This is a genomic window from Pseudomonas sp. B7(2017) (assembly GCF_002112745.1).
GTDB lineage: Bacteria > Pseudomonadota > Gammaproteobacteria > Pseudomonadales > Pseudomonadaceae > Aquipseudomonas > Aquipseudomonas ekonensis.
The window spans coordinates 137,609-159,933 of record NZ_NEIP01000003.1 but is presented as its reverse complement, the minus strand read 5'-3'; the positions used below and the strand labels follow the sequence as shown (position 1 = coordinate 159,933).

The following is a 22,325-nucleotide window of genomic DNA, read 5'->3' as shown; positions in this document are numbered from 1 at the left end:
ATTGCGGTGGTTCAGGCCATGTCGATGGCGAATGTCGCGCCGTCATCGCGCGCCGGCTCGCTCCCGCATCCATCCTTGCGTGCAGCAAAAGGAACAAGCAATGAACGACCAACACTGGGGCCCCTCCATCAGTGCGGACATCGTGGTCATCGGCGGCGGTACGGCCGGCATCGGTTTCGTCGCCAGCCTGCTCAAGCGTGACCCGACCCTGAAAGTCACCGTGATCGAACCGAGCACCCACCATTACTACCAACCGGCGTGGACGCTGGTCGGCGGCGGCGCCTACGACGTGAAGGACACCGCGCGGCCGATGACGTCGGTGCTGCCGCGCCAGGCGACCTGGGTGCAGGCCCTGGTGACCTGCGTCGACCCGGACAAGCGCCAGCTCACCCTCAACGACGACCGCACCGTCAGCTACCGCAACCTGATCGTCTGCCCCGGCCTGCGCCTGGCCTGGGAGAAGATCGAAGGCCTGCAGGAAAGCCTCGGCCGGCACGGCGTCACCTCCAACTACAGTTACCAGCACGCGGCCTACACTTGGGAACTGGTGCAGAACCTGCGCGGCGGCAAGGCGTTGTTCACCCAGCCGGCGATGCCGATCAAATGCGCCGGCGCGCCGCAGAAGGCGCTGTACCTGTCCTGCGATCACTGGCTCCAGTCTTCGGTGCTGAACGGCATCGACGTGGAGTTCAACCTGGCCGGACCTGCGCTGTTCGGCGTGCCGACCTTCGTGCCGCCGCTGATGAAGTACATCGAGAAGTACAACGCCCGGCTGGCGTTCAATTCGAACCTGGTGAAGGTGGACGGCCCGGCGAAGACCGCGTGGTTCGAGGTCAAGGACGCCGACGGCAACGTCACCCGCGAGGCGAAGGCCTTCGACCTGCTGCACGCCGTGCCGCCGCAGGTCGCCCCGGACTTCATCGCGCAGAGCCCCTTGGCCGATGCGGCCGGTTGGTGCGAGGTCAATCCGCACACGCTGCAGCATCCGCGCTACCCCGAGGTGTTCGGCCTGGGCGACATCTGTGGCACCGCCAACGCCAAGACCGCCGCGGCGGTGCGCAAGCAGGTCGTGGTGGTCGCGCAGAACCTGCTGGCCCTGCGCAAGGGCCAGCCGCTGCCGCTCAAGTACGACGGCTACGGGTCGTGCCCGCTGACGGTGGAGAAGGGCAAGGTGATCCTCGCCGAGTTCGGCTACGGCGGCAAACTGCTGCCGACCTTCGCCCTCGACCCGACCGTGCCGCGCCGTTCGGCGTGGTGGCTGAAGGCGACGTTGCTGCCGTGGTTCTACTGGAACGGCATGCTCAAGGGTCGCGAATGGCTGACCGGCCTGTCCAGAGTCGACTGAGATCCGCTTATGTTGCTGGCAAGTCTGTTTGGTGTGGTGATGGGGCTGATCCTCGGCCTGACCGGCGCGGGCGGCGGGATTCTCGCCGTGCCGGCGCTGGTGCTGGGGTTGGGCTGGAGCATGACGCAAGCGGCGCCGGTGGCGCTGTTCGCGGTGGGCAGCGCGGCGGCGGTCGGCGCCATCGACGGCTTGCGCCACGGGCTGGTGCGCTACCGTGCGGCGTTGTTGATCGCGGCGCTGGGGGCGGTGTTTTCGCCGCTGGGCATCTACTTCGCCCATCAATTGCCGGAGAAGATCTTGATGATCCTCTTTAGCCTGCTGATGGTGATGGTGGCCGGGCGCATGCTGCGCCGCGAACGCAAGGAAGAGGGGCCGAGCGACCACGGCCATGCCAGTTGGGGGCAGAAGAACTGCATGCTCAACCAGCAGACCGGACGCCTGGCCTGGACCGCCAAATGCACCGCGACCCTCGCGGCGCTGGGGGCGGTGACCGGCGTGGTGTCGGGACTGCTCGGCGTCGGCGGCGGCTTTCTGATCGTGCCGGCGTTCAAGCAACTGACCGATGTGCAGATGCGCGGCATCGTCGCCACGTCGCTGATGGTGATCAGCCTGATCTCCGCCATCGGCGTGGCCGGTGCGTTCCACGCCGGGGTGCGGATCGATCACGTGGGCGCAGCGTTCATCGTCGCCAGCATCGTCGGCATGATCATCGGCCGCAAGCTCTGCTACCTGGTGCCGGCGCGGGCCTTGCAGGTGGGGTTCGCCGGGGTGTGCCTGGTGGTGGCGGCCTACATGATGCTGCGGGCCTGAATTTGCGATGACGGCGAGGAAGCGTCCTCGCCGCAAGCCTCAGTGGTTATAGGCCGCTTCGCTGTCGTCGATCAGCGGATCCTTCTCGGTCAGCACGATCTGCGCGATCCTGTCCTTGCGCATGAAGCTCACCTTCGGATGGGACTGGGCGTAGCGGATGAAGCGCTCCATGGCCTCGACCATCGCCGGCGTGCCGCCGATGCGGTCGTGCAGGCTGACCGACATCATCCGCCGTTTTTCCGCGCCCTCGGCATAGAGGCGGTCGAACTCCAGCACCAGTTGCTGGTAGAACTGCTCGGCAGAAAAATGCCGGCCCTCGACCAGCACGATGTCGTTGTTGCGCAGGGTGTACGGCACCACGGCGAACTTGCGGCCGCGCACCATCGTCACGAACGGTTCGTCGCGGCTGACGTCGTCGATGTGGTAGGTGAAGTTCAGGTCCTGCAGCACCTTCAGCGTGTTGGGGCTGCGCCGCAGCCAGTTGGCGTTGTAGCCCACCGAGCGCTGGCCGGTGATGTTCTCCACGGCGGCCACGCCGTCGCCGATGAACTGCTTTTCCTGGGCGTAGTTCATGTTGTACGAATCGGCCCAGCGCATGCCATGGGCCGCCACTTCGTGGCCGCGTTCGGCGATGGCCTTGGCCAGTTCCGGGTGCTTGAGCGCCGCTTCGCCGACCACATGGGAGGTGACCTTGATGCCGGTACGATCCCACAGGTCGAGCATCCGCCACAGGCCTTCCTTGTAGCCGTAGTCGAACCAGGTCTGCGCCGGCAGGTCGGGGTAGCCCTTGGGCAGCGGGCTGCCGGAGAACGGGCTTTCGGCGCCTTCCGGCTGGCCGCCGGTCTCGAATTGCATCGACACCGAAATTACCAGCTGCGAGCCGTCCGGCCAGGGGCGTTCCTGGGCGAAGGCGAGGGCGGGCAGCAACAGGGCGGCGGCCAGAAGGCTTTTTAACGGACGCAGGGAGCGTCGACGGTTGGACGTGGTCATAGCGAACACCTTGCAGTTGAGAAGTGCGGCAAGGTTGGCATCGGCGGGCGGCGGGAAACATCCGCTGCGGGCGAGATGACCTTTAAACAATTTTTACGAATCGGGCGGGGCAGTGGTCTGCCTCAAGCCCTGCGGTGCCTGGGCCGACGTCATCGCGGGCAAGCCCGCTCCCACAGGTCTTGTGCACGGCACGGTCAATGTGGGAGCGGGCTTGCCCGCGATGAGGCCGTTTCAGTCACCGTCGACAGGGCTGACTCCACGCTATTGCGAGCAGTTCCGATTCCACAGCGGATATGGGTTTGGCCGTGGTTTTGCGTCACACTTGTTCAACTTTCCGGCACAAGGCCTTTCAATGGATCACTACGCCCCGCGCAACTGGCAGCCCCACGAGAAGCCCAGCCTGCCGGGTTCCCCCTCGACGCCGCTGCATTCCAACCCCAAGCGCCTGGCCTATGCGCTGGTGGGGTTGCTGGTGGCGCTGACCGGCGGGCTGGGCAATTCGCTGGTGGTCGCCAACCTGCCTTACCTGCAAGGCGCGCTCGGCGCGACCACGGCGGAGATGGCCTGGCTGCCGGCGGCGTATGTGATGACCAACGTGTCGATGAACCTGTTGCTGGTGAAGTTCCGCCAGCAGTTCGGCCTGCGGGCGTTCACCGAGGTGTTCCTGGTGCTGTACGCGCTGGTGACCTTCGGCCATTTGTTCGTCAACGACCTGAGTTCGGCGATTGCGGTGCGCGCCGCCCACGGCATGGTCGGCGCGGCGCTCAGTTCCCTGGGCCTGTATTACATGGTGCAGGCGTTCCCGGCCAAATGGCGGATGAAGGCGCTGGTGCTGGGGCTGGGCGCGTCGCAGCTGGCCTTGCCGTTGGCGCGGCTGTTCTCCGAAGACCTCTTGCAGATCGCCGAATGGCGCGGCCTGTACCTGTTCGAAATGGGCATGGCGCTGCTGTCGCTGGGCTGCGTGCTGATGCTGAAACTGCCGCCGGGCGACCGCTTCCGCACCTTCGAACCGCTGGATTTCCTCACCTTCGCCATCCTCGCCAGCGGCGTGGCGCTGCTCTGCGCGGTGCTGTCGCTGGGGCGGATCGACTGGTGGCTGGAGGCGCGCTGGATCGGCATCGCCCTGGCGGCGGCCATCGTGCTGATCCTGGCGGGCCTGGCCATCGAGCACAACCGCAGCAACCCGATGCTGATGACCCGCTGGCTCGGCAGCGGGGTGATGATCCGCCTGGCCCTGGCGGTGATCCTGATCCGCATGGTCACTTCGGAGCAGTCCACCGGCGCCGTGGGGTTCATGCAGAACCTGAACATGGGCAGCCAGCAGTTGCACAGCCTGTACGTGGTGATGCTGATCGGCAGCATCGCCGGGCTGCTCACCAGCGCGCTGACCATCAATCCTGCGCACTTGCTCCTGCCGTTGATCATCTCCCTGGCGTTGATGGCCACCGGGTCGGTGATGGACAGCTACTCGAACAACCTGACGCGCCCGCAGAACCTCTACTTCAGCCAGTTCCTGCTGGCGTTCGGCAGCACCTTCTTCCTCGGGCCGACCATGGTGCTCGGCACCCGCAACGTGCTGACCAATCCGCGCAACCTGGTGAGCTTCTCGGTGCTGTTCGGGATCTGCAACAACCTCGGCGGCCTGATCGGCGCGGCGTTGCTGGGCACGTTCCAGATCGCGCGCGAGAAGTTCCACTCCAGCCACATCGTCGACCGACTGGTGCTGGCCGATCCCCAGGTGGCCGCCCGCGTGCAGGGCGGCGGCTCGGCGGTGGGCTCGCTGATCGCCGATCCGGGCCTGCGCAACCTGCAAGGCATCCGCAGCCTGGCCAACGCCGCCACCCGCGAAGCCAACATCCTGGCCTACAACGATGTGTTCATGCTGATCGCCGTGATCGCGGTGCTGACCCTGATCTGGATTTCCGTCCGCGCGCTGTGGCTGGTCAGCACCACCCGCACGGTTTCTCCCAAGCCTTCCGTCCCCTCCAGCGGTGCCTCTTCTTCATGACCGAACCGACCGTCACCACCAACGCCATTGCCGCCACGCCCGAGGGTGTGGCGCCGCCGTCGTCGCCCAACACCGAACCGCGTTCCCTGCGGGTGCGGATCATCTCGTCGCTGGGGTTCGCCGCCATCGCCCTGGTCGGCGTGCTGATCGTGCTGTACGCCTGGCAGCTGCCGCCGTTCAGCAGCGCCGTCGAAACCACCGAGAACGCTTTGGTGCGCGGGCAAGTGACGATCATCGGCCCGCAGCTCAGCGGCTACGTGTACGAAGTGCCGGTGCAGGACTTCCAGTTCGTCAAGGAAGGCGACCTGCTGGTGCGCCTGGACGACCGCATCTACAAGCAGCGGCTGGACCAGTCGCTGGCGCAGCTGGCGGTGCAGAAGGCCGCGCTGGCCAACGTGGTGCAGCAGCGCAACAGCGCCGAGGCGACCATCAAGCTGCGTCAGGCGGCGCTGGCCGACAGCGAGGCCCAGGCGCGCAAGAGCGGGGCGGACCTGGCGCGCAACAAGGCGCTGGTGAGCGACGGTTCGGTGTCCCGGCGCGAGCTGGACGTGACCCTTGCCGCCAGTGCCCAGACCACCGCGTCGGTGGCCCAGGCCAAGGCGAACCTTGAGATCGCCCGGCAGGACCTGCAGACGGTGATCGTCAACCGCGGCTCCCTGGAAGCGGCGGTGGCCAGCGCCGAGGCGGCGGTGCAACTGGCGCGGATCGATTTGTCCAACACCCGCATCATCGCCCCCCGTGACGGCCAGTTGGGGCAGATCGGCGTGCGCCTCGGCGCCTACGTCAACTCCGGCGCGCAACTGATGGCGCTGGTGCCGAACCAGAAGTGGGTGATCGCCAACCTCAAGGAAACCCAGATGGACAACGTGCGGGTCGGCCAGCCGGCGACCTTCACGGTCGATGCGCTGAACCACCGCAGATTCACCGGCCGGGTGCAGCATGTGTCGCCGGGCACCGGTTCCGAATTCGCCCTGTTGCAGGCCGACAACGCCACCGGCAATTTCGTGAAGATCGCCCAGCGGGTGCCGGTGCGCATCACCATCGACCCCGACCAGCAGGAGAGCGAGCGGTTGCGGCCGGGGATGTCGGTGGTGGTGAGCATCGACACGGCGGCGGGGGACACCCAGCCGCACTGATTCCCGGCAAGTCCTGCGGGCCACTGCCCCTGTAGGAGCGAGACTGCTCGCGATTGCGGTCTGTCAGTTGCATTAATGCCGGCAGGCCCACCGCTATCGCGAGCAAGCTCGCTCCCACAGGTTTTGTGGCATTCGCAACAGAGGTGAGCGCCCGCTGAGGCTTCAGGCGGCGATCATCGGCGGCAGGGTGCCGAGCAGCGACACCGCCGCCACTGCGCCGATCCCCAGCAGCCATTCCAGCGTCACGCTGCGCTTGAGGGCAGCGGCGCGCCGTTCGCAGTCCTTGATCCGCAGGCGGTTGAACAGCGCCAGCCCGAGCATGCCGAGCACCAGCAACGCCTTGATCAGCAGGATCAGGGCGAAGCCCGTGAACAGCGGCGTCGGCCACCACTGGCCGGTCAGCGCCCGCACGTTGATCAGGCCGGTGACCAGCAACCCCGCCACCAACCCGTAGCCGATGCCGCTGAAGCTACGCAGCACCGGCGCGATGGCGATTTGCGGCCGGCGCAGGACGATCACCAGCACCCGCAATCCGCCGAGCCAGGCGCCGACGCAGGTCAGGTGGACGATCTGGTTGAGGATCAGCAGTTGCCCGTGCCAGCCGTCGAACATGGCGCCGTGGCCGACCGGCGCCAGCGTCGCCAGCAGCAGGGCGGCGAGGCCCTGGCGCAACGGCCGGCGCGTGCGCCAGGGCGTGAACAGCAGCATCAGCAGCAGGGCGTTGAGCAACAGGTGCCAGCGCCAGACCTGGCCGAAGAACGTCTGCTGCGACACCAGCGCCAACGTCTGCGGATCGAACGCCGCCGCCAGCGAACCGGCCATGCTTGCGGTGACCAGCAACGCCCAGACGACGCCGCTGACCAGGGCCACGGCCGCCAACCAGCGGCTGGAGCGAAGGTCCGCGTCTGTCGCATCAGCCTTGAGCAGCAGCGGCCGGAACAGCCAGGCCCCGAACAGCGTCAGCACCACGGTGAAATGCAGGAACCGGCACAGCACCAACGCTTCGGCCATGGACTATTGGCCGACCTTGAACTGATAGGCGCCTTCGCTGTTGTGCGTGTCGACCGACACCGCGTGCCATTCGACCTTGTACTTGCCGGCGGTCAGCGGCGCCTCGGGGGTGACGATCAAGGTCTTCTTGTCATCTTCGGTGGTCAGCGGCTTGACCGTCACCGGCGCGCCGTCGCGGGTGATCGTGACCTTGGTGAACGTGGTCTCGACGCCTTCGGAAAACTTAAGGCGCAGTTCCGTCGGCGCGGCGACGGTGCTGTCGGCGGCCGGCACCTGGGATTTGAGGTGGGCGTGGGCGAACGCCTGGGAAACGGTCAACGACGCCAGCAGGGCGCCGGCGGTCAGCAGGGTTTTCATCGGCATGGGGCAGTTCCCTTTCAGTGAAGTCGCGGGGCTGAGTATAGAGCGCGCCTCAGTCGGCCTTCAGGCGCATGTGTATGACCGGAAACGGTCGGCCTTCGCCGTCGGTCTCCGAGCGGCCGATGTCTTCGAAACCGTAGTGCCGGTAGAAGCCGTGGGCCTGGGGATTCTGTTCGTTGACGTCGACCTTCAGCCGCGGGCGCCGGACATGGTCGAGCAGGCGGCGGCCGATGCCCTGGCCGCGCTGCGCCGGGTCGATGAACAGCATCTGCACGGTGTCCGCATCGGTCGCGATGAAGCCGGCCGGGCTGCGGTCGGGGTTCTCGAACACCCACACGTCGAGGGCCGGCAGGTAGGTGTCGCGCACCAGCGGGAACAGCCGCTGGATGTCGTCTTCGGGCAGGAAGGCGTGGGTGGCGCGCACCGAGCGTTCCCACAGGGCGGCGAGGGCGGGATCGTCCGCAGCGATGCGCTGGCGAATGTTCACGGGCAGGATCCTTCAGCGGATGACGGGGAGAAGGGGGGCGATCCTAAACCAGATGAGCCGGCCTGTGTGTGAAGAATCGTGCCTGGCTGTCGCCCGCTGCCCAGAGCGGATGCTAGTCTTCAACAACGTTGTCGACAGGGAGCCCTCATGGGCAATCACAAGATCGGAATCCGCCGCAGTAACGTCGAGAAGATCCTGTTGGCGGCGGAAAAGGTGTTCGCCGAAAAAGGCTTCGGCGGCACGGCCATGGCCGACATCGCCGCCGAAGTGCAACTGCCGCGCTCCAACCTGCATTACTACTTCAGCACCAAGGGCGAGCTGTACAGCGCGGTGCTGCTGGATCTGCTGGACGTGTGGAAGCAGGACGCGCTGTGCTTCGAGATGTTCGACGACCCGCGCGTGGTGCTCAGCAGCTACATCCGCGCCAAGATGAACCACTCGCGCAGCCGCCCCTACGGCTCCAAGGTGTGGGCCAACGAGATCATCCACGGCGCGCCGACCCTGGGCGAGGCGCTGGACGCCAGCCTGTACGACTGGGCGAAGATGAAGGAAGCCAAGATCCGCCAATGGGTGGAGGACAAGCGCATCCTCCCGGTGGAACCGTCGAGCCTGCTGTACATGATCTGGGCCTCGACCCAGCACTACGCCGACTTCGATCATCAGGTGAACATACTCAACGAGCACCAGCCGCTGTCGGACATGCAGTTCGAGCGGGCGGTGCAGACGGTGACCGGTGTGATCCTGCGGGGGATCGGGCTGGAGCCCTGAGCCTTGAGTCTTGAGGTGCCGGGGCGGGCCTCATCGCCAGCAGGCTGGCTCCCACAGGAAGAATGTGGGAGCCAGCCTGCTGGCGATGGCGCCGGTTCAGGCGCCGCCGCCCTCAAGGGCTGACATGGTAGGGATTGCGCGGATCATGGTTCCAGTCCAGGAACGGCTTGCCGGACTCCACCGGCACCATCTCGATGCAGTCCTGCACCGGGCAGGTGATCTGGCACAGGTTGCAGCCCACGCATTCCTCATCGATCACTTCATAGGTGTGCGTGCCGTCCGCCTGGCGCAGGCTGGCGATGGCCTGGTGCGAGGTGTCCTCGCAGGCGATGTGGCAGCGCCCGCAGCCGATGCACGCCTCTTGGTCGATCTTCGCGATCACCTGGTAGTTGATGTCCAGGTACTTCCAGTCGGTGGTGTTGCCCACCGCCCGCCCGGAGAAATCCGCAAGGCTGGCGTAGCCCTGACTGTCCATCCAGCGTGACAGCCCGTCCTTCATCTCCTCGACGATGCGGAACCCGTGCAGCATCGCCGCCGTGCACACCTGCACCGCGCCGCTGCCCAGGGCGATGAACTCCGCCGCGTCGCGCCAACTGCCGATGCCGCCGATGCCGCAGATCGGTAAGCCATGGGTCTGCGGGTCGCGGGCGATTTCCGCCACCATGTTCAGCGCGATCGGTTTGACCGCCGAGCCGCAGTAGCCGCCGTGGGTGCTTTTGCTGCCGACGGTGGGCAGGGCGACCATGTGCTCCAGGTCGACGCTGGTGATGGAGTTGATGGTGTTGATCAGCGACACCGCATCGGCGCCGCCCCGGTGCGCGGCGCGGGCGGCGACGCGGATGTCGGTGATGTTGGGCGTCAGCTTGACGATCACCGGCAGCGAACAGTAGGTCTTGCACCAGCGCGTCACCTGCTCGACGTACTCCGGCACCTGGCCGACCGCCGCGCCCATGCCGCGCTCGGGCATGCCGTGGGGGCAGCCGAAGTTGAGCTCGATGCCGTCGGCGCCGGTGGCCTCCACCAGCGGCAGGATGCGTTTCCACGATTCCTCCACGCACGGCACCATCAGCGAAACGATCAGCGCCCGGTCCGGCCAGTCCTTCTTCACCTGGGTGATTTCCCGCAGGTTGATTTCCAGCGAGCGGTCGGTGATCAGCTCGATGTTGTTGATGCCCAGCACCTCGCGGTTGGCCCCGTAGTGGGCCGAGTAGCGCGAGGACACGTTGACCGCCGCCGGGTCCTCGCCCAGGGTTTTCCAGACCACGCCGCCCCAGCCGGCCTCGAAGGCGCGCACCACGTTGTAGGCCTTGTCGGTCGGCGGCGCGGAGGCGAGCCAGAACGGGTTGGGGGCTTTGATGCCGGCGAAGACAATCGAGAGATCGGCCATTTACGCAGCCTCCACGTTGAGCGTCAGTTGGGCATTGATGGCCTCGGCGGCCCGTTTGCCGTGCTGCACCGCCTGCACGGTCAGGTCCTGGTCGAGGCTGGTGCAGTCGCCGCCGGCGTAGACGCCGGGAATGCTGGTCTGCAGGTGCTCGTCCACCTGGATCCGCTCGCCTTGGCGCTTGAGTTCGCGGGCCAGCGGGTCGGCGAGGGCGGCGCCGTCGAACGCCTGGCCGATGGCCTTGAAGATCGCGTCGGCGGCCAGTTCGAAGGTTTCGCCGGTGGTCTGCAAACGGCCCTCCACCAGATGGGTGCGGGCGAAGCGCATGCCGCGCACGTGGCCTTGGCCGTCCAGCAGCACTTCCTCCGGTTGGGCCCAGGTCAGCAGCCGCACCTGGTTGGCCTTGGCGATGTCCTGTTCGTGGCCGGTGGCGCCCATGTCCGCCGCGCCACGGCGGTACACCAGGTTGACGTCGCGGGCGCCGAGGCGGGCCATCTGCACGGCCATGTCGATGGCGGTGTTGCCGGCGCCCAGCACGATGCAGCGCTCGGCCAGGGGCAGTTGGGTGAGGTCGTCGGCCTGGCGCAACTCGCGGATGTAGTCGGTGGCGGCGAGCAGGCCGGGGGCGTCTTCGTGGGGCAGGCCCAACTGCTTGCTGGCGTTGAGGCCCAGGCCGAGGAACACCGCGTCGAACTGCTGGTGCAGTTCGCTGAGGGTGAGGTGGTCGCCGAGCCTTTGGCCGTGGCGGATTTCGATGCCGCCGATCTGCAGCAGGAACTCCAGTTCCTTCTGCGCGTAGTCGTCCACCAGCTTGTACTTGGCGATCCCGTATTCGTTGAGTCCGCCAGCCTTTTCCCGTGCCTCGAAAATCACCACGTCATGGCCGTGCATGGCGCTGCGGTGGGCGCAGGACAGCCCGGCCGGACCGGCGCCGACCACGGCGATGCGCTTGCCGGTGCTGGCCGCCCGCCGGAACGGGTGTTCGGTGAAGTGCGCATTGTCCACGGCATAGCGCTGCAGCAGGCCGATCAGCACCGGCGCGCACTCGTGGGCGTTGTTGCGCACGCAGGCTTGCTGGCAGAGGATTTCGGTCGGGCACACCCGCGCGCAACTGCCGCCGAGGATGTTGGCCGACAGGATCTTCTGCGCGGCGCCGGGCACGTTGTCCTGGTGGATGTTGCGGATGAACGAGGGAATGTCGATTTCGCTCGGGCATGCGTTGACGCACGGGGCGTCGTAGCAGTACAGGCAGCGCGAGGCTTCCAGGTGCGCCTGGCGGTCGTTGAGCGGCGGCGCCAGGTCGGTGAAATGGCCGGCCAGGGCGGTGGCGCTTTCGTGCGGGTGCGGAAGGTGGTTCAGGGACTCGATCACGGTGGTGTGCCTCACGGTTATTTGAGGTTCTCTGCCTCTGTCGGGCAGTGGTTTTGTGGTGCTTGAAAGGGCCCCATCGCTGGCAAGCCAGCTCCCACAGGTTCTTGGGTGAACACAATCGTTGTGTGCGACTGCAATCACTGTGGGAGCTGGCTTGCCAGCGATAGGTCGAAGGCCGATTTCAGCGTTTCACGGCAGTGGGCTTGTGCTGCTCGGCCCGCTTGCTCAGCAGGTCGAACACCGCCGGGTACGCCGGCCGCTCGATGTAGCGCCCGGCCCCGCGTTCGGCGCGCAGGTCGCCGTCGGCCCAGACCACCCGGCCCTGGCTGATGGTGTGGCTGGGCACGCCGCGCACGGTCTTGCCTTCGAAGATGTTGAAGTCCACCTGCTGATGGTGGGTCTTGGCGGAGATGGTGCGGGTGCCTTCGGGATCCCACAGCACCAGGTCGGCATCGGCGCCGACCCGGATCGCGCCCTTGCGCGGGTAGAGGTTGAAGATCTTGGCGGTGTGGGTGGAGGTGAGGGCGACGAAGGCCTGCATCGACAGGCGCCCGGTGTTCACCCCTTCGTCCCACAGCACCGCCATGCGGTCTTCGATGCCGGCGGTGCCGTTGGGGATCTTGCTGAAATCGTCACGCCCGGCGGCTTTCTGCTCGGCGCAGAAGCAGCAGTGGTCGGTGGCGGTGGTGTGCAGGTTGCCCGATTGCAGGCCGTGCCACAGCGCCTCCTGATGCCCGCGCGGGCGGAACGGCGGGCTCATCACGTAGCCGGCGGCGGTCTGCCAGTCCGGGTGACGGTAGACGCTGTCGTCCAGCAGCAGGTGCCCGGCCAGCACTTCGCCGTAGACCGGCTGGCCCTTGCCGCGGGCGTAGGTGATTTCGTCCAGCGCTTCCTTAGTCGAGACGTGCACCAGGTACAGCGGCGTGCCGAGGGTCTCGGCGATGCGGATGGCCCGGCTTGCGGCTTCGCCTTCGACCTGGGAGGGGCGCGATAGCGGATGCGCCTCGGGGCCGGTGATGCCCTGGGCCAGCAGCTTGCGTTGCAGGTGATAGACCAGTTCACCGTTCTCCGCGTGCACGGTGGGCACGGCGCCGAGTTCCAGGCAGCGTTCGAAGCTCGCCACCAGGGTGTCGTCGGCGGCCATGATCGCGTTCTTGTAGGCCATGAAATGCTTGAAGCTGTTGACCCCGTGGTGGTGCACCAGCTCGGCCATTTCCTCGCGCACCTGCTCGCTCCACCAGGTGATCGCGACGTGGAAGCCGTAGTCGGACGCGGACTTTTGCGCCCAGCCACGCCACTGGTGGAAGGCTTCGAGCAGCGATTGCTGTGGGTTGGGGATCACGAAGTCGATGATCGACGTGGTGCCGCCGGCCAGCCCCGCCGCCGTGCCGCTGTAGAAGTCCTCGCTGGCCACGGTGCCCATGAAGGGCAGTTGCATGTGGGTGTGCGGATCGATGCCGCCGGGCATCAGGTATTGCCCGCTGCCGTCGAGCACTTCGGCGCCGGCCGGAACATCGAGGTGTTCACCGATGGCCTTGATCACGCCGTCGGCGCAATACACATCGGCGCGGTAACTTTCATCATGGGTGACAACGGTGGCGCCACGGATCAACAGAGACATTCCGGATTCCTCGCAGGCATGACCGGCTTGTGCCGGTTCTAGATGTTTTTATCGTTGGTAAGCGCAATCGGTTGAATCTTGTCAGGTCTGTCAGGAATAGACGCTAGTCGCAGATATGAGATTGGGCAAGATTATTTTTCATAAGCTTATTAGGTTAATAACTTATTGATTTAAAAGAATAAATATCAAAAATCCCCAAAATGGTGAGGCCCTTCACCATTTTGACGCACTTGACAGGATGCAAATATGGTCAAGATTTCCTATGTGAAATCAGCCGCTTGAAACCGGGCGGAAAGCGATGCGCCATAACGAAAATAAATGTGATGCACCAAGTTGAGTCCTGACAGTTCGGACAACTTGCCCGGCATTCGGCCTGAGTGCCCGGACAACTTTCCAGGGACGTTGCGAACATAAAATTAAACTGATGGATATCAGTGGCTTGACCCGTTGCAAAGGCACCGCCCGAGCGTCCTGCGCAGAACCCGGCACGCAATTTGATGCCGTCGCTGACGCCTTGGCCGGTGCGTGAACGTTGTCGATTCCTCCGGCCATCGTCCGGCCCGCACCTTCGTGCGCAGCCGCCTGATGAGCAAAAAAATAATCAGAAGAACAGTGGAGCGGCCATGCAACAGAACAGATCGCAAGTGACCGAGCGCGACGGCTTGTTCGAACTCGACGCCGGCAGCGACGTCCTCGACAGTCCCCGTTACAACCACGACATGGCGCCCACCCGGGTGCGTGAACGCACCTGGAACAAGTGGCACATCACCGCGCTGTGGATCGGCATGTCGATCTGCGTGCCGACCTACACCCTGGGCGGCGTACTGACCGCCTATTTCGGGCTGACGGTCGGCGAGGCGCTGCTGGCGATCCTGTTGGCCAACGTCATCGTGCTCATTCCCCTGACCCTCAACGCCTTCGCCGGCACCAAGTACGGCATTCCGTTCCCGGTGCTGCTGCGGTCGTCGTTCGGGATACTCGGCTCCAACGTACCGTGCCTGATCCGGGCGCTGGTGGCGTGCGGCTGGTTCGGCATCCAGACGATGTTCGGCGGGTTGGCGATCCACCTGTTTCTCGGCTCGGTCTTCGAGGGCTGGAAGTCCCTCGGCGGTACGGGGGAGGTGATCGGTTTCATGGTGTTCTGGGCGCTCAACCTGTGGGTGGTGATCCGCGGCGCCGAATCGATCAAGTGGCTGGAGACCCTGTCCGCGCCGCTGCTGGTGGCGGTGGGGCTGGGGCTGTTGGTGTGGGCGATGCCCAACGTGTCGATGACGGAATTGCTGGCCATCCCGCCGAAACGCCCCGAGGGCGCCAGCGTGGTCGGTTACTTCGCGGCAGGCCTGACGGCGATGGTCGGCTTCTGGGCCACGCTGTCGCTGAACATCCCCGATTTCAGCCGCTACGCCAAAAGCCAGAAGGATCAGATCCTGGGGCAGATCTTCGGCCTGCCGCTGACCATGTTCCTGTTCGCCGCGCTGGGCGTGGTGATGACCGCCGCGTCAGTGAAGCTGGTGGGGGTGACCGTGTCCGACCCGGTCAGCCTGATCGGCCACATCCAGAGCCCGGCGTGGGTCGCGGTGGCCATGGCGCTGATCATCATCGCCACGCTGTCGACCAACACCGCCGCCAACATCGTTTCGCCCACCAACGACTTCCAGAACATCGCCCCGCGGATCATCGACCGTACCAAGGCGGTGCTGCTGACCGGTCTGGTGGGGCTGCTGCTGATGGGCCATGAACTGCTCAAGAAGCTCGGCCTGATCGTGTCCGACGTCAGCCTGGAGACCGTGTACTCGAACTGGCTGCTGGGCTACTCCAGCCTGCTGGGGCCCATCGCCGGGATCATGGTGGTGGACTATTTCCTGATCAAGAAACAGCGCCTGGATCTGGCCGGCCTGTACCGCGACGACGTGTACCCGGCCTGGAACGCGGCGGGGTTCATCGCCTTCGGCGTGCCGGTGGCGCTGACCCTGCTGTCGCTGGGCAGCGATGCCTTCAACTGGTTCTACAGCTATGGCTGGTTCACCGGCTCGGCGTTGGGCGGGTTGATCTATTACGGGCTGTGCGTGTTGCGCACGCAGCCTGCAGCCGTGAAAACGGCGGTGTAGCGGCCGGCCCCTTCGCGGGCAAGCCCGCTCCCACAGGGTTTGGGTCGGACACAGCATCGGTGTGCGACTTCATTCCCTGTGGGAGCCAGCCTGCTGGCGATGGCGGCCCGACAGACACCGCAGAAACATCCATAAGAACTGCCTGAGGAGATCCCCATGAACGCAGCCGTCGACGTCCTGCAATCGACCCTTCAGCACATCAACCGCGATCGCCTGTGGCAGTCGCTCATGGAACTGGCCAAGCTCGGCGCCACGGTCAAGGGCGGCGTCTGTCGCCTGGCCCTGACCGACCTCGACCGCCAGGCCCGCGACCTGTTCGTGCAGTGGTGCCAGGACGCCGGCTGCAGCGTCAGCATCGACGAGGTCGGCAACATCTTCGCCCGGCGCCCGGGCCGCAACCCGGACCTGCCGCCGGTGATGACCGGCAGCCACATCGACACCCAACCCACCGGCGGCAAGTTCGACGGCTGCTTCGGCGTGTTGGCCGGCGTCGAGGTGCTGCGCACCCTAAACGACCTCGGCGTGGAGACCGAAGCGCCGCTGGAAGTGGTGGTGTGGACCAACGAAGAAGGCTCGCGCTTCGCCCCGTGCATGATGGGCTCCGGGGTGTTCGCGGAAAAATTCACCCTGGCCGAAACCCTGGCCAAGGTCGACGCCGACGGCATCACGGTCGGCGAGGCGCTCAACGCCATCGGCTATGCCGGGCCGCGCAAGGTCAGCGGCCACAAGGTCGGCGCCTATTTCGAGGCGCACATCGAGCAGGGGCCGATCCTTGAGGACGAACGCAAGACCATCGGCGTGGTGCTCGGCGCACTGGGGCAGAAGTGGTTCGACCTCAAGCTGCGCGGTGTCGAGGCCCACGCCGGGCCGACCCCGATGCACCTGCGCAAGGACGCCCTGGTCGGCGCCTCGGTGATCGTCGGCGCGGTCAACCGTGCCGCCCTCGGCCACCAGCCCCACGCCTGCGGCACGGTCGGCTGCCTGCAGGCCTATCCCGGTTCGCGCAACGTGATCCCCGGCGAGGTGCGCATGACCCTGGACTTCCGGCACCTGGAACCGGCGCGCCTGGACTCGATGATCGCCGAAGTGAAGCAAGTCATCGACACCACGTGCGAGGAACACGGCCTGACCTATGAGCTGACCCCGACCGCCGACTTCCCGCCGCTGTACTTCGAAAAGGGCTGCGTCGACGCCGTACGCAGCGCGGCCAAAGGGCTGGGCCTGTCGCACATGGACATCGTCAGCGGCGCCGGCCACGACGCGATCTTCCTCGCCGAACTGGGCCCGGCCGGCATGATCTTCGTGCCGTGCGAGGGCGGCATCAGCCACAACGAAATCGAGAACGCCGCACCGGACGACCTGGCGGCGGGCTGCGCCGTGCTGCTGCGGGCGATGCTGGCGGCTTCGGCGGCGGTGGCCGGGAGGCAGCAGGCGGCCTGAGTCCGACGCCGCAGGCAGCGGGGCCGGGCATCGCGCAGAGATCAGCGGCTGGCTGACGGGGCAGGGCGAGGATTGGTTGCTAACGTCATCGGCATCCGCGACGGCGAGAGCCGCTTTCTTGCGGATCCGCCGATCAGCCAGGACAAGCTCAGCCGCCTGGTTGCGCTTGACTGATACGCCGGGGAAGCCGTTCTGCAACCGTTGATCCTGCGCAAGGAGCTGCTGCGGCTGGGGCTCTCAGCGAAATGTCGAGTCTCGTGTCACAAGCCGCGAGGCTGAATCGTCATCCCGTTGAATCCCTCAAACACGGAGCAACGCGATGTCGTCCAACACTCAAGCGGTCAACCTGCAACACGCCATGCCCCAGGTCTTCGACAGCCTGGCCCAGGTGCATGTCAGCCTCGGCGCGCACGACCTTGCGCCCTCGCTGGTGCACCTGGTTCACTTGCGCGCCTCGCAGATCAACCAATGCGGTTTCTGCGTGAAGATGCACAGCCGCGAAGCGCGGGAGGCCCAGGAAAGCAACGAACGCCTGGACCGCCTGTTCGTCTGGCGCCACGTCAGCGATTTCAACGCCGCCGAGCGTGCGGCGCTGGCGTGGACCGAGGCATTGACCGTCCTCGACCCGCACACTGACTACGCCCCTTTGCGCAGCGCCCTGCGCGAGCATTTCAACGACGGGCAGATCGCTGCCTTGACGGGGGAGATCGGCATGATCAACCTGTGGAACCGTTTGCAGGTGTCGAGGCACTGACCGATGAATCGCGCTGAGGACAGCGTTGCCACCTTTCAGGCGCGGCGGCCGTTTCTGCTCGGCCTGGCCTACCGCATCCTCGGCTCCCGCGCGGAGGCCGAGGATGCGGTCCAGGAACTGTTCATCAAATGGATGGAGGCCGACCGGGCCTCCATCGCCACCCCGGCGGCCTGGCTGACCACCGCCTGCACCCGCCATTGCATCGATGCGCTGCGTTCGGCGCAGCGCTCGCGGGTCGATTACGTCGGCACCTGGCTGCCCGAGCCGATCCACACCACCCACCATGAGTCGCCCGAGCACATGCATGAGTTGGCCTCGTCGCTGTCCACGGCGTTCCTGCTGATGCTCGAACGGTTGAGCCCGAAGGAGCGTGCGGCCTACCTGCTCCACGACATCTTCGATTTCGACTATCCGCAGGTCGCCGCGACCCTGGGCATCCAGGAACCGGCCTGCCGCAAACTGGTGTCCCGCGCCAAGGCGCGGATCGGCGACGGGCAGGGCCGCTACCGGCCGGAGCCCGAACGCCAGTCGCAACTGCTCGATGCCTTTGAGGCCGCCATCGCCGGCGGTTCGACCGTGTCGCTCAGCGCCCTGCTGAGCGAAGACGTCGAACTGTGCGCCGACAGCGGCGGCAAAGCGTCGGCGATCCGCCAGACCCTGTTCGGCAGATCGGATGTGCTGGACTTCGTCGGGCAGTCGCTGCATGCCTACTGGCAGGCGCAGGAATGGCTGCCGGTGGAGATCAACGGAGCGAAGGGCGTGCTGATCAAGGCGCAGGGCGAAGTCACGGCGGCCATGACGTTCGGCTTCGACGGGGGCGGGCGGGTGAACCGGATCTACATCATGCGCAACCCCGACAAACTGGCGGGGCTCGGGGAAGGTTTCAGCGTCATTTGACCTGTGGGGGCGAGCCTGCTCGCGATGGCGGTCTGTCAGTCACTTGTTGTGGTGGCTCAGGTTCGCCATCGCGGGCAGGTTCGCGCCTGCCGTCATTCGACCTTATCGGTCTGGCCCGCCGACTGCTTGCGCCGGTCCTTGCCGTTGGGGTTGCCGGTGTCCAGCAACCGTCGTTCGATCATCACGGTCTGCAGCGCCAGGCGCTCGGCCGGCGCCATCTGGTGCTCGCGTTTCTTGAGCTCCAGCAGGATCGGGGTGGACCAGGTGCGGTAGACCTGTTCGGCGGTGTTGTCGCTCGTCATCTGTCTCTCCTTGATCAGGTGCTTGCGGGTCGCTGAGTCGTTAACGTTAGTCGAGAATTCCTTGCGGGGCTAACGACCGGACGGGCGGAGCGGGGCGCACCTCGCCCGCACGTTCCGGGACGGGCGTGGTCACAACCCTCACACCCCCTAACCTGTGGAGGGCCGATGAGCCGAGATGTCCTGATCAGCGAAACCAACCGCCGCCAGTTGCAGCAGATCATTGCGGGCCTGTCCGACGGCGTGATCCTGATGGAGCCCGACCGGCGCATCCGCTGGGCCAACGAAGCGGCGCTGGCGATGCATGGCGTCGACCGCGTCGAGGCGTTGGGCAAGGATGCCGAAGACTATGCCGGGCGGTTCAGCCTGCGCTACCGCAACAACCATCCTTTGACCCTTGAGCAATACCCGCTCAATCGGGTGGCGGCGGGCGAGTCGTTCAGCGATGTGCTGGTGGAGGCCAGAGCCGCCGGTGATGATGAGCGCACTTGGGTGCACAGTGTGCGCAGCCTGGTGCTGACCGACCGTGACGGCGAACCCGAGTCGCTGGTGCTGATCATGAGCGACGTCACCGATTGGGCCAACGCCGAGCAGCGCTTCGAGAAGACCTTCCATGCCAACCCGGCGCCGGCGGTGATCTGCCGGCTCAGTGACCTGCGCTACATCAAGGTCAATCCGGGCTTCCTGGAAATGACCGGCTACAGCCGCGACCAAGTGATCGGCGCCTCCACCTACGAACTCGACATCCTGGAACAGGCCGAACGCAAGGATCTGGCGATCCAGCGCCTGCGCGAGGTGGCGACCATCCCGCAGATGCAGGCCGAGCTTCGGCTACCCGACGGCGGCAGCAAGCAGGTGATCGTGGCCGGCCAGCCGCTGCAGCTCAACGATGAGGACTGCATGCTGTTTTCCTTCGTCGACATGGAGCTGCGGCACAAGGCCGAGCTGGCGCTGCGCGAGAGCGAGGAGCGGTTCGCCAAGGCTTTCCGCCTGACGCCGGTGCCGATCCTGGTTTGCAGCGCCGACGAGCAGCGGGTGATCGATGTCAATCAGGCGTTCCTCGATGCCTTGGCCTATGGCGACGACGAGGTGATCGGCAAGACCGTTGCGCAACTGGATTTCATCGCCGACCCGGCGAGCCGGGCACGGCTGATGACGGCCCTGGAGAAGGCGGGCCGGGTCGACCGCGTCGAGGTGCAGGTGCGCAAGAAGGACGCTGAGCTGCTGGAGTGCGCGGTGTCCGCCGACACCGTCAACATCCACGACCGGCCCTGCTACCTGCTGGTGCTGATGGACATCACCGAGCGCAAGCGCACCGAGCTGGAACTGGTGGCGGCGATCGAGGAGGTGATGAAGGACGCCTCGTGGTTCAGCCGCACGCTGATCGAGAAACTGGCCAATGTGAAGAAGATCAACGCACCGCAGTTGCCGGGCGTTGCGTTCACCGACCTCACGGCCCGGGAGCGCGATGTGCTGGGGCTGATCTGCGAGGGCCTGGCCGACAAGGAGATCGCCGCGCGGCTGAAGCTGGCGCCGAACACGGTGCGCAACCATGTGGCGACGGTGTATTCCAAGCTCGATGTGCACAGCCGCAGCGAGGCCATCGTCTGGGCCCGGGAGCGGGGGCTGTTTTCCGCCGGGTGGGGCAACCGGGGCCAGCGGTAAGGTGCAAATGCACTAGTGGAGGCGGTGCAAATTCGGGTTCTTGCCCGCCGGGTCGATTCTTAAGCTGGCGGGGCGCCTGTCGTGTGCGCCCCTGAGAACCGCTGAAGGATCCGCCCCATGAACCATTCTCCCTTCATCACCGCAAGCTCCCCCACAAGGCGCTTGCTATGATCACGCTGGCCCAGCTGCGGGCCCGGCTTGAGCACAGCTTCTCGCCCTTGGCCTGCGCCTGCACGGTGGACGGCGAGCACTCGCTGACGGTGAAGCTCTATCACCCGGTCTCGGGGCAGGTGGATCTGGTGATCAGCGGTCTGAGCGTCGATGCCTTGCGCACGCCCGAGGCGGTGGCGGCGCTGGTCGAGGAGCTGCGTTACGAGTTGCAGTGCAATTCCCTCGACGCGTCGGATCCGGGGCTGGCCTGACGCGGAATCGACAGCCCGCCCGGCTGCGCGGCGCCGTTTCACTGGCGCTTGCGGGTGGCTGAGCTATAAAGAATGAGTGGTGGGTTTCCCGTGGCCGGGTGGATCAACGCGCAGCGGCGGGAATTGAGTCATCCATTCATCGCGGGCCAACCTATGAACAGACTTGGGAAACGCGTGCTTGAACCCTTGCCGTGGATTTTCGCCATGGCCCTTCTCGGCGGCTGCGCCAGCCCTCCGCCACCTCCACCGGCCCTACCGCCGCCAGAGCCGGTGCGCACCTGCCAGACCCTGGAAAACACCGACGTGTCCGGCGACATGTACGCCGACGGCCAAGTGACCCGACACACCACCACGACCCGCTGCGTCACCCAGTGACATTGCGGTGTGCAGGGCTCCTGCGAACACCTGAGATCCCCTGTGGGAGCCAGCCTGCTGGCGATGGCGGTGGGTCAGCCACCAGAGATGTCGGCAGTGCCGGCCAAATCGCTGGCAAGTCGAATCGTCGCACCGCAGCTCCCACAGTTTTTGGTGGTGAGCATGATTCTTGGGAACACCCGGGATACCTGTGGGAGCTGGCTTGCCAGCGATAGCGGTGGATCAGGCACTAGAGATGTCGGCAGTGCCGGCCTCATCGCCAGCAGGCTGGCTCCTACAGTTTTTTGGGCTGGGATCAGGACAGGAAACCGCCGTCCACATTCAGCGAAACGCCGGTGGTGTAGCTCGACGCGTCGCTGGCCAGGTACAGCACGGCGCCGGCCATTTCGCTCGGGTCGGCCACGCGCTTGAGCGGGATCTGCGCCAGGGCGGTCTTGAGGATGGCGTCGTTCTTGACCAGCGCCGAGGCGAACTTGGTGTCGGTCAGGCCCGGCAGCAGCGCGTTGCAGCGGATGCCGAACTGCGCGCATTCCTTGGCGAACACCTTGGTCATGTTGATCACAGCGGCCTTGGTCACCGAGTAGATGCCCTGGAAGATGCCCGGCGAAACGCCGTTGATCGAGGCGACGTTGATGATGCTGCCGCCGCCGTTCTCGCGCATCAGCTTGCCGGCCTCCACGGACATGAAGAAGTAGCCGCGGATGTTCACGTCCACGGTCTTCTGGAAGGCGCCGAGGTCGGTGTCCAGCACGTTGCAGAACTGCGGGTTGGTCGCGGCGTTGTTGACCAGGATGTCCAGGCGTCCGAACTGTTCCTTGATCCCGGCGAACACCTGGCTGATCTGCTCCATTTCGCCGATGTGGCAGGCGATGGCGGTGGCCTTGCCGCCGGCGGCGATGATCGCGTCGGCGACGTGCTGGCAGCCTTCGAGCTTGCGGCTCGAGACGATCACGTGGGCGCCTTGCTGGGCCAGCAGTTTGGCGATGGCTTCACCGATGCCGCGGCTGGCGCCGGAGACGAAAGCGATCTTGCCGTCGAGGTCGAACAACTGAGTCTTGGACATGGGGTTTCCTT

The 22,325-nt window shown here is 65.8% G+C and carries 21 protein-coding genes; 12 read left to right on the top strand and 9 right to left on the bottom strand.

Features of this window, described 5'->3' with window-relative positions; all coding sequences use genetic code 11:
• Positions 1-100 precede the first annotated feature (100 nt).
• Both CAG29_RS07120 and CAG29_RS07115 read left to right on the top strand, forming a co-directional pair.
• Positions 101-1,345 (top strand): FAD/NAD(P)-binding oxidoreductase, encoded by a 1,245-nt coding sequence (locus tag CAG29_RS07120; protein ID WP_085583411.1) that lies wholly within the window; start codon positions 101-103, stop codon positions 1,343-1,345.
• Positions 1,346-1,354: 9 nt separating this feature from the next.
• On the top strand, positions 1,355-2,155 hold the full coding sequence (locus CAG29_RS07115) for a sulfite exporter TauE/SafE family protein (RefSeq protein WP_085583413.1): 801 nt from the start codon (positions 1,355-1,357) through the stop codon (positions 2,153-2,155).
• Between the two features lie 39 nt (positions 2,156-2,194).
• On the opposite strand, the gene CAG29_RS07110 is transcribed toward CAG29_RS07115, so the two are convergent.
• Positions 2,195-3,145, bottom strand: a complete 951-nt coding sequence (locus tag CAG29_RS07110) for a polysaccharide deacetylase family protein (protein WP_085694073.1) — start codon at positions 3,143-3,145, stop codon at positions 2,195-2,197.
• Positions 3,146-3,497: 352 nt separating this feature from the next.
• Between CAG29_RS07110 and CAG29_RS07105 the strand changes: the two genes are divergently transcribed.
• Positions 3,498-5,153 carry an MFS transporter gene (locus CAG29_RS07105; protein ID WP_085694071.1) on the top strand — a complete coding sequence of 552 codons (1,656 nt, stop codon included), beginning with the start codon at positions 3,498-3,500 and terminating at the stop codon, positions 5,151-5,153.
• On the top strand, positions 5,150-6,289 hold the full coding sequence (locus tag CAG29_RS07100) for an HlyD family secretion protein (protein ID WP_085583419.1): 1,140 nt from the start codon (positions 5,150-5,152) through the stop codon (positions 6,287-6,289). The genes CAG29_RS07105 and CAG29_RS07100 overlap by 4 nt, the downstream gene beginning before the upstream one ends.
• 162 nt (positions 6,290-6,451) lie before the next feature.
• Here CAG29_RS07100 and copD read toward each other — a convergent pair whose 3' ends face one another.
• From copD to CAG29_RS07085, 3 genes are read right to left on the bottom strand one after another with little or no spacing between them, the layout of a single operon-like run.
• The gene (gene copD, locus CAG29_RS07095) at positions 6,452-7,300 is read right to left on the bottom strand and encodes a copper homeostasis membrane protein CopD (protein WP_085694068.1); all 849 of its coding nucleotides are present in this window, start codon (positions 7,298-7,300) and stop codon (positions 6,452-6,454) included.
• A gap of 3 nt (positions 7,301-7,303) precedes the next feature.
• Positions 7,304-7,663 (bottom strand): copper homeostasis periplasmic binding protein CopC, encoded by a 360-nt coding sequence (gene copC, locus CAG29_RS07090; protein WP_085632595.1) that lies wholly within the window; start codon positions 7,661-7,663, stop codon positions 7,304-7,306.
• Positions 7,664-7,712: 49 nt separating this feature from the next.
• Positions 7,713-8,147 (bottom strand): GNAT family N-acetyltransferase, encoded by a 435-nt coding sequence (locus CAG29_RS07085; protein ID WP_085583425.1) that lies wholly within the window; start codon positions 8,145-8,147, stop codon positions 7,713-7,715.
• A gap of 147 nt (positions 8,148-8,294) precedes the next feature.
• Between CAG29_RS07085 and CAG29_RS07080 the strand changes: the two genes are divergently transcribed.
• Positions 8,295-8,915: a TetR/AcrR family transcriptional regulator gene (locus CAG29_RS07080; protein ID WP_085583427.1), complete on the top strand. Its 621-nt coding sequence runs from the start codon at positions 8,295-8,297 to the stop codon at positions 8,913-8,915.
• A 112-nt stretch (positions 8,916-9,027) separates the two neighbouring features.
• Here the strand turns inward: CAG29_RS07080 and preA are convergent, their stop codons facing one another.
• From preA to hydA, 3 genes are all read right to left on the bottom strand, one after another.
• Positions 9,028-10,302, bottom strand: coding sequence for an NAD-dependent dihydropyrimidine dehydrogenase subunit PreA (gene preA / locus CAG29_RS07075; RefSeq protein WP_085583429.1), 1,275 nt, complete (start codon positions 10,300-10,302; stop codon positions 9,028-9,030).
• Positions 10,303-11,670, bottom strand: a complete 1,368-nt coding sequence (locus tag CAG29_RS07070; protein WP_085694066.1) for an NAD(P)-dependent oxidoreductase — start codon at positions 11,668-11,670, stop codon at positions 10,303-10,305.
• Positions 11,671-11,851: 181 nt separating this feature from the next.
• A complete protein-coding gene (gene hydA / locus CAG29_RS07065; RefSeq protein ID WP_085694064.1) occupies positions 11,852-13,291 on the bottom strand; it encodes a dihydropyrimidinase in 1,440 nt (479 codons plus the stop codon).
• A 623-nt stretch (positions 13,292-13,914) separates the two neighbouring features.
• Here hydA and CAG29_RS07060 point away from each other — a divergent pair.
• The 4 genes from CAG29_RS07060 (at position 13,915) to sigJ (ending at position 18,490) form a co-directional block, all read left to right on the top strand.
• Entirely contained in the window at positions 13,915-15,399 is a 1,485-nt protein-coding gene (locus tag CAG29_RS07060; protein ID WP_085583435.1) for an NCS1 family nucleobase:cation symporter-1, read from the top strand.
• 156 nt (positions 15,400-15,555) lie between these two features.
• The gene (locus CAG29_RS07055) at positions 15,556-16,839 is read left to right on the top strand and encodes a Zn-dependent hydrolase (protein WP_085694061.1); all 1,284 of its coding nucleotides are present in this window, start codon (positions 15,556-15,558) and stop codon (positions 16,837-16,839) included.
• A gap of 319 nt (positions 16,840-17,158) precedes the next feature.
• On the top strand, positions 17,159-17,593 hold the full coding sequence (locus CAG29_RS07050; RefSeq protein WP_085694059.1) for a carboxymuconolactone decarboxylase family protein: 435 nt from the start codon (positions 17,159-17,161) through the stop codon (positions 17,591-17,593).
• Between the two features lie 3 nt (positions 17,594-17,596).
• Positions 17,597-18,490, top strand: a complete 894-nt coding sequence (gene sigJ, locus CAG29_RS07045; protein ID WP_085694057.1) for an RNA polymerase sigma factor SigJ — start codon at positions 17,597-17,599, stop codon at positions 18,488-18,490.
• Positions 18,491-18,582: 92 nt separating this feature from the next.
• On the opposite strand, the gene CAG29_RS07040 is transcribed toward sigJ, so the two are convergent.
• Entirely contained in the window at positions 18,583-18,792 is a 210-nt protein-coding gene (locus CAG29_RS07040) for a hypothetical protein (protein ID WP_085583443.1), read from the bottom strand.
• A gap of 165 nt (positions 18,793-18,957) precedes the next feature.
• On the opposite strand from CAG29_RS07040, the gene CAG29_RS07035 reads away from it, so the two are divergent.
• The 3 genes from CAG29_RS07035 to CAG29_RS28450 all read left to right on the top strand — a co-directional run bounded on the left by CAG29_RS07035 (position 18,958) and on the right by CAG29_RS28450 (position 21,251).
• Entirely contained in the window at positions 18,958-20,454 is a 1,497-nt protein-coding gene (locus CAG29_RS07035; RefSeq protein ID WP_085583445.1) for a helix-turn-helix transcriptional regulator, read from the top strand.
• 167 nt (positions 20,455-20,621) lie between these two features.
• Entirely contained in the window at positions 20,622-20,876 is a 255-nt protein-coding gene (locus tag CAG29_RS07030; RefSeq protein WP_085583447.1) for a DUF1652 domain-containing protein, read from the top strand.
• Between the two features lie 204 nt (positions 20,877-21,080).
• Positions 21,081-21,251, top strand: coding sequence for a hypothetical protein (locus CAG29_RS28450; RefSeq protein ID WP_170930025.1), 171 nt, complete (start codon positions 21,081-21,083; stop codon positions 21,249-21,251).
• Between the two features lie 295 nt (positions 21,252-21,546).
• Here CAG29_RS28450 and CAG29_RS07025 read toward each other — a convergent pair whose 3' ends face one another.
• The gene (locus tag CAG29_RS07025) at positions 21,547-22,314 is read right to left on the bottom strand and encodes an SDR family oxidoreductase (RefSeq protein ID WP_085583449.1); all 768 of its coding nucleotides are present in this window, start codon (positions 22,312-22,314) and stop codon (positions 21,547-21,549) included.
• Positions 22,315-22,325 lie beyond the last annotated feature (11 nt).

Bases quoted from the DNA above. Each gene is read 5' to 3' on its own strand.
- sigJ (WP_085694057.1), top strand. From the start codon at position 17,597: ATGAATCGCGCTGAGGACAGCGTTGCCACCTTTCAGGCGCGGCGGCCG.
- copD (WP_085694068.1), bottom strand. From the start codon at position 7,300: ATGGCCGAAGCGTTGGTGCTGTGCCGGTTCCTGCATTTCACCGTGGTG.
- preA (WP_085583429.1), bottom strand. From the start codon at position 10,302: ATGGCCGATCTCTCGATTGTCTTCGCCGGCATCAAAGCCCCCAACCCG.
- CAG29_RS07055 (WP_085694061.1), top strand. From the start codon at position 15,556: ATGAACGCAGCCGTCGACGTCCTGCAATCGACCCTTCAGCACATCAAC.
- CAG29_RS07080 (WP_085583427.1), top strand. From the start codon at position 8,295: ATGGGCAATCACAAGATCGGAATCCGCCGCAGTAACGTCGAGAAGATC.
- CAG29_RS07025 (WP_085583449.1), bottom strand. From the start codon at position 22,314: ATGTCCAAGACTCAGTTGTTCGACCTCGACGGCAAGATCGCTTTCGTC.
- CAG29_RS07120 (WP_085583411.1), top strand. From the start codon at position 101: ATGAACGACCAACACTGGGGCCCCTCCATCAGTGCGGACATCGTGGTC.
- hydA (WP_085694064.1), bottom strand. From the start codon at position 13,291: ATGTCTCTGTTGATCCGTGGCGCCACCGTTGTCACCCATGATGAAAGT.
- CAG29_RS07035 (WP_085583445.1), top strand. From the start codon at position 18,958: ATGAGCCGAGATGTCCTGATCAGCGAAACCAACCGCCGCCAGTTGCAG.
- CAG29_RS07030 (WP_085583447.1), top strand. From the start codon at position 20,622: ATGATCACGCTGGCCCAGCTGCGGGCCCGGCTTGAGCACAGCTTCTCG.
- CAG29_RS07100 (WP_085583419.1), top strand. From the start codon at position 5,150: ATGACCGAACCGACCGTCACCACCAACGCCATTGCCGCCACGCCCGAG.
- CAG29_RS07060 (WP_085583435.1), top strand. From the start codon at position 13,915: ATGCAACAGAACAGATCGCAAGTGACCGAGCGCGACGGCTTGTTCGAA.
- CAG29_RS07050 (WP_085694059.1), top strand. From the start codon at position 17,159: ATGTCGTCCAACACTCAAGCGGTCAACCTGCAACACGCCATGCCCCAG.
- CAG29_RS07040 (WP_085583443.1), bottom strand. From the start codon at position 18,792: ATGACGAGCGACAACACCGCCGAACAGGTCTACCGCACCTGGTCCACC.
- CAG29_RS28450 (WP_170930025.1), top strand. From the start codon at position 21,081: ATGGCCCTTCTCGGCGGCTGCGCCAGCCCTCCGCCACCTCCACCGGCC.
- CAG29_RS07115 (WP_085583413.1), top strand. From the start codon at position 1,355: ATGTTGCTGGCAAGTCTGTTTGGTGTGGTGATGGGGCTGATCCTCGGC.
- CAG29_RS07110 (WP_085694073.1), bottom strand. From the start codon at position 3,145: ATGACCACGTCCAACCGTCGACGCTCCCTGCGTCCGTTAAAAAGCCTT.
- copC (WP_085632595.1), bottom strand. From the start codon at position 7,663: ATGCCGATGAAAACCCTGCTGACCGCCGGCGCCCTGCTGGCGTCGTTG.
- CAG29_RS07105 (WP_085694071.1), top strand. From the start codon at position 3,498: ATGGATCACTACGCCCCGCGCAACTGGCAGCCCCACGAGAAGCCCAGC.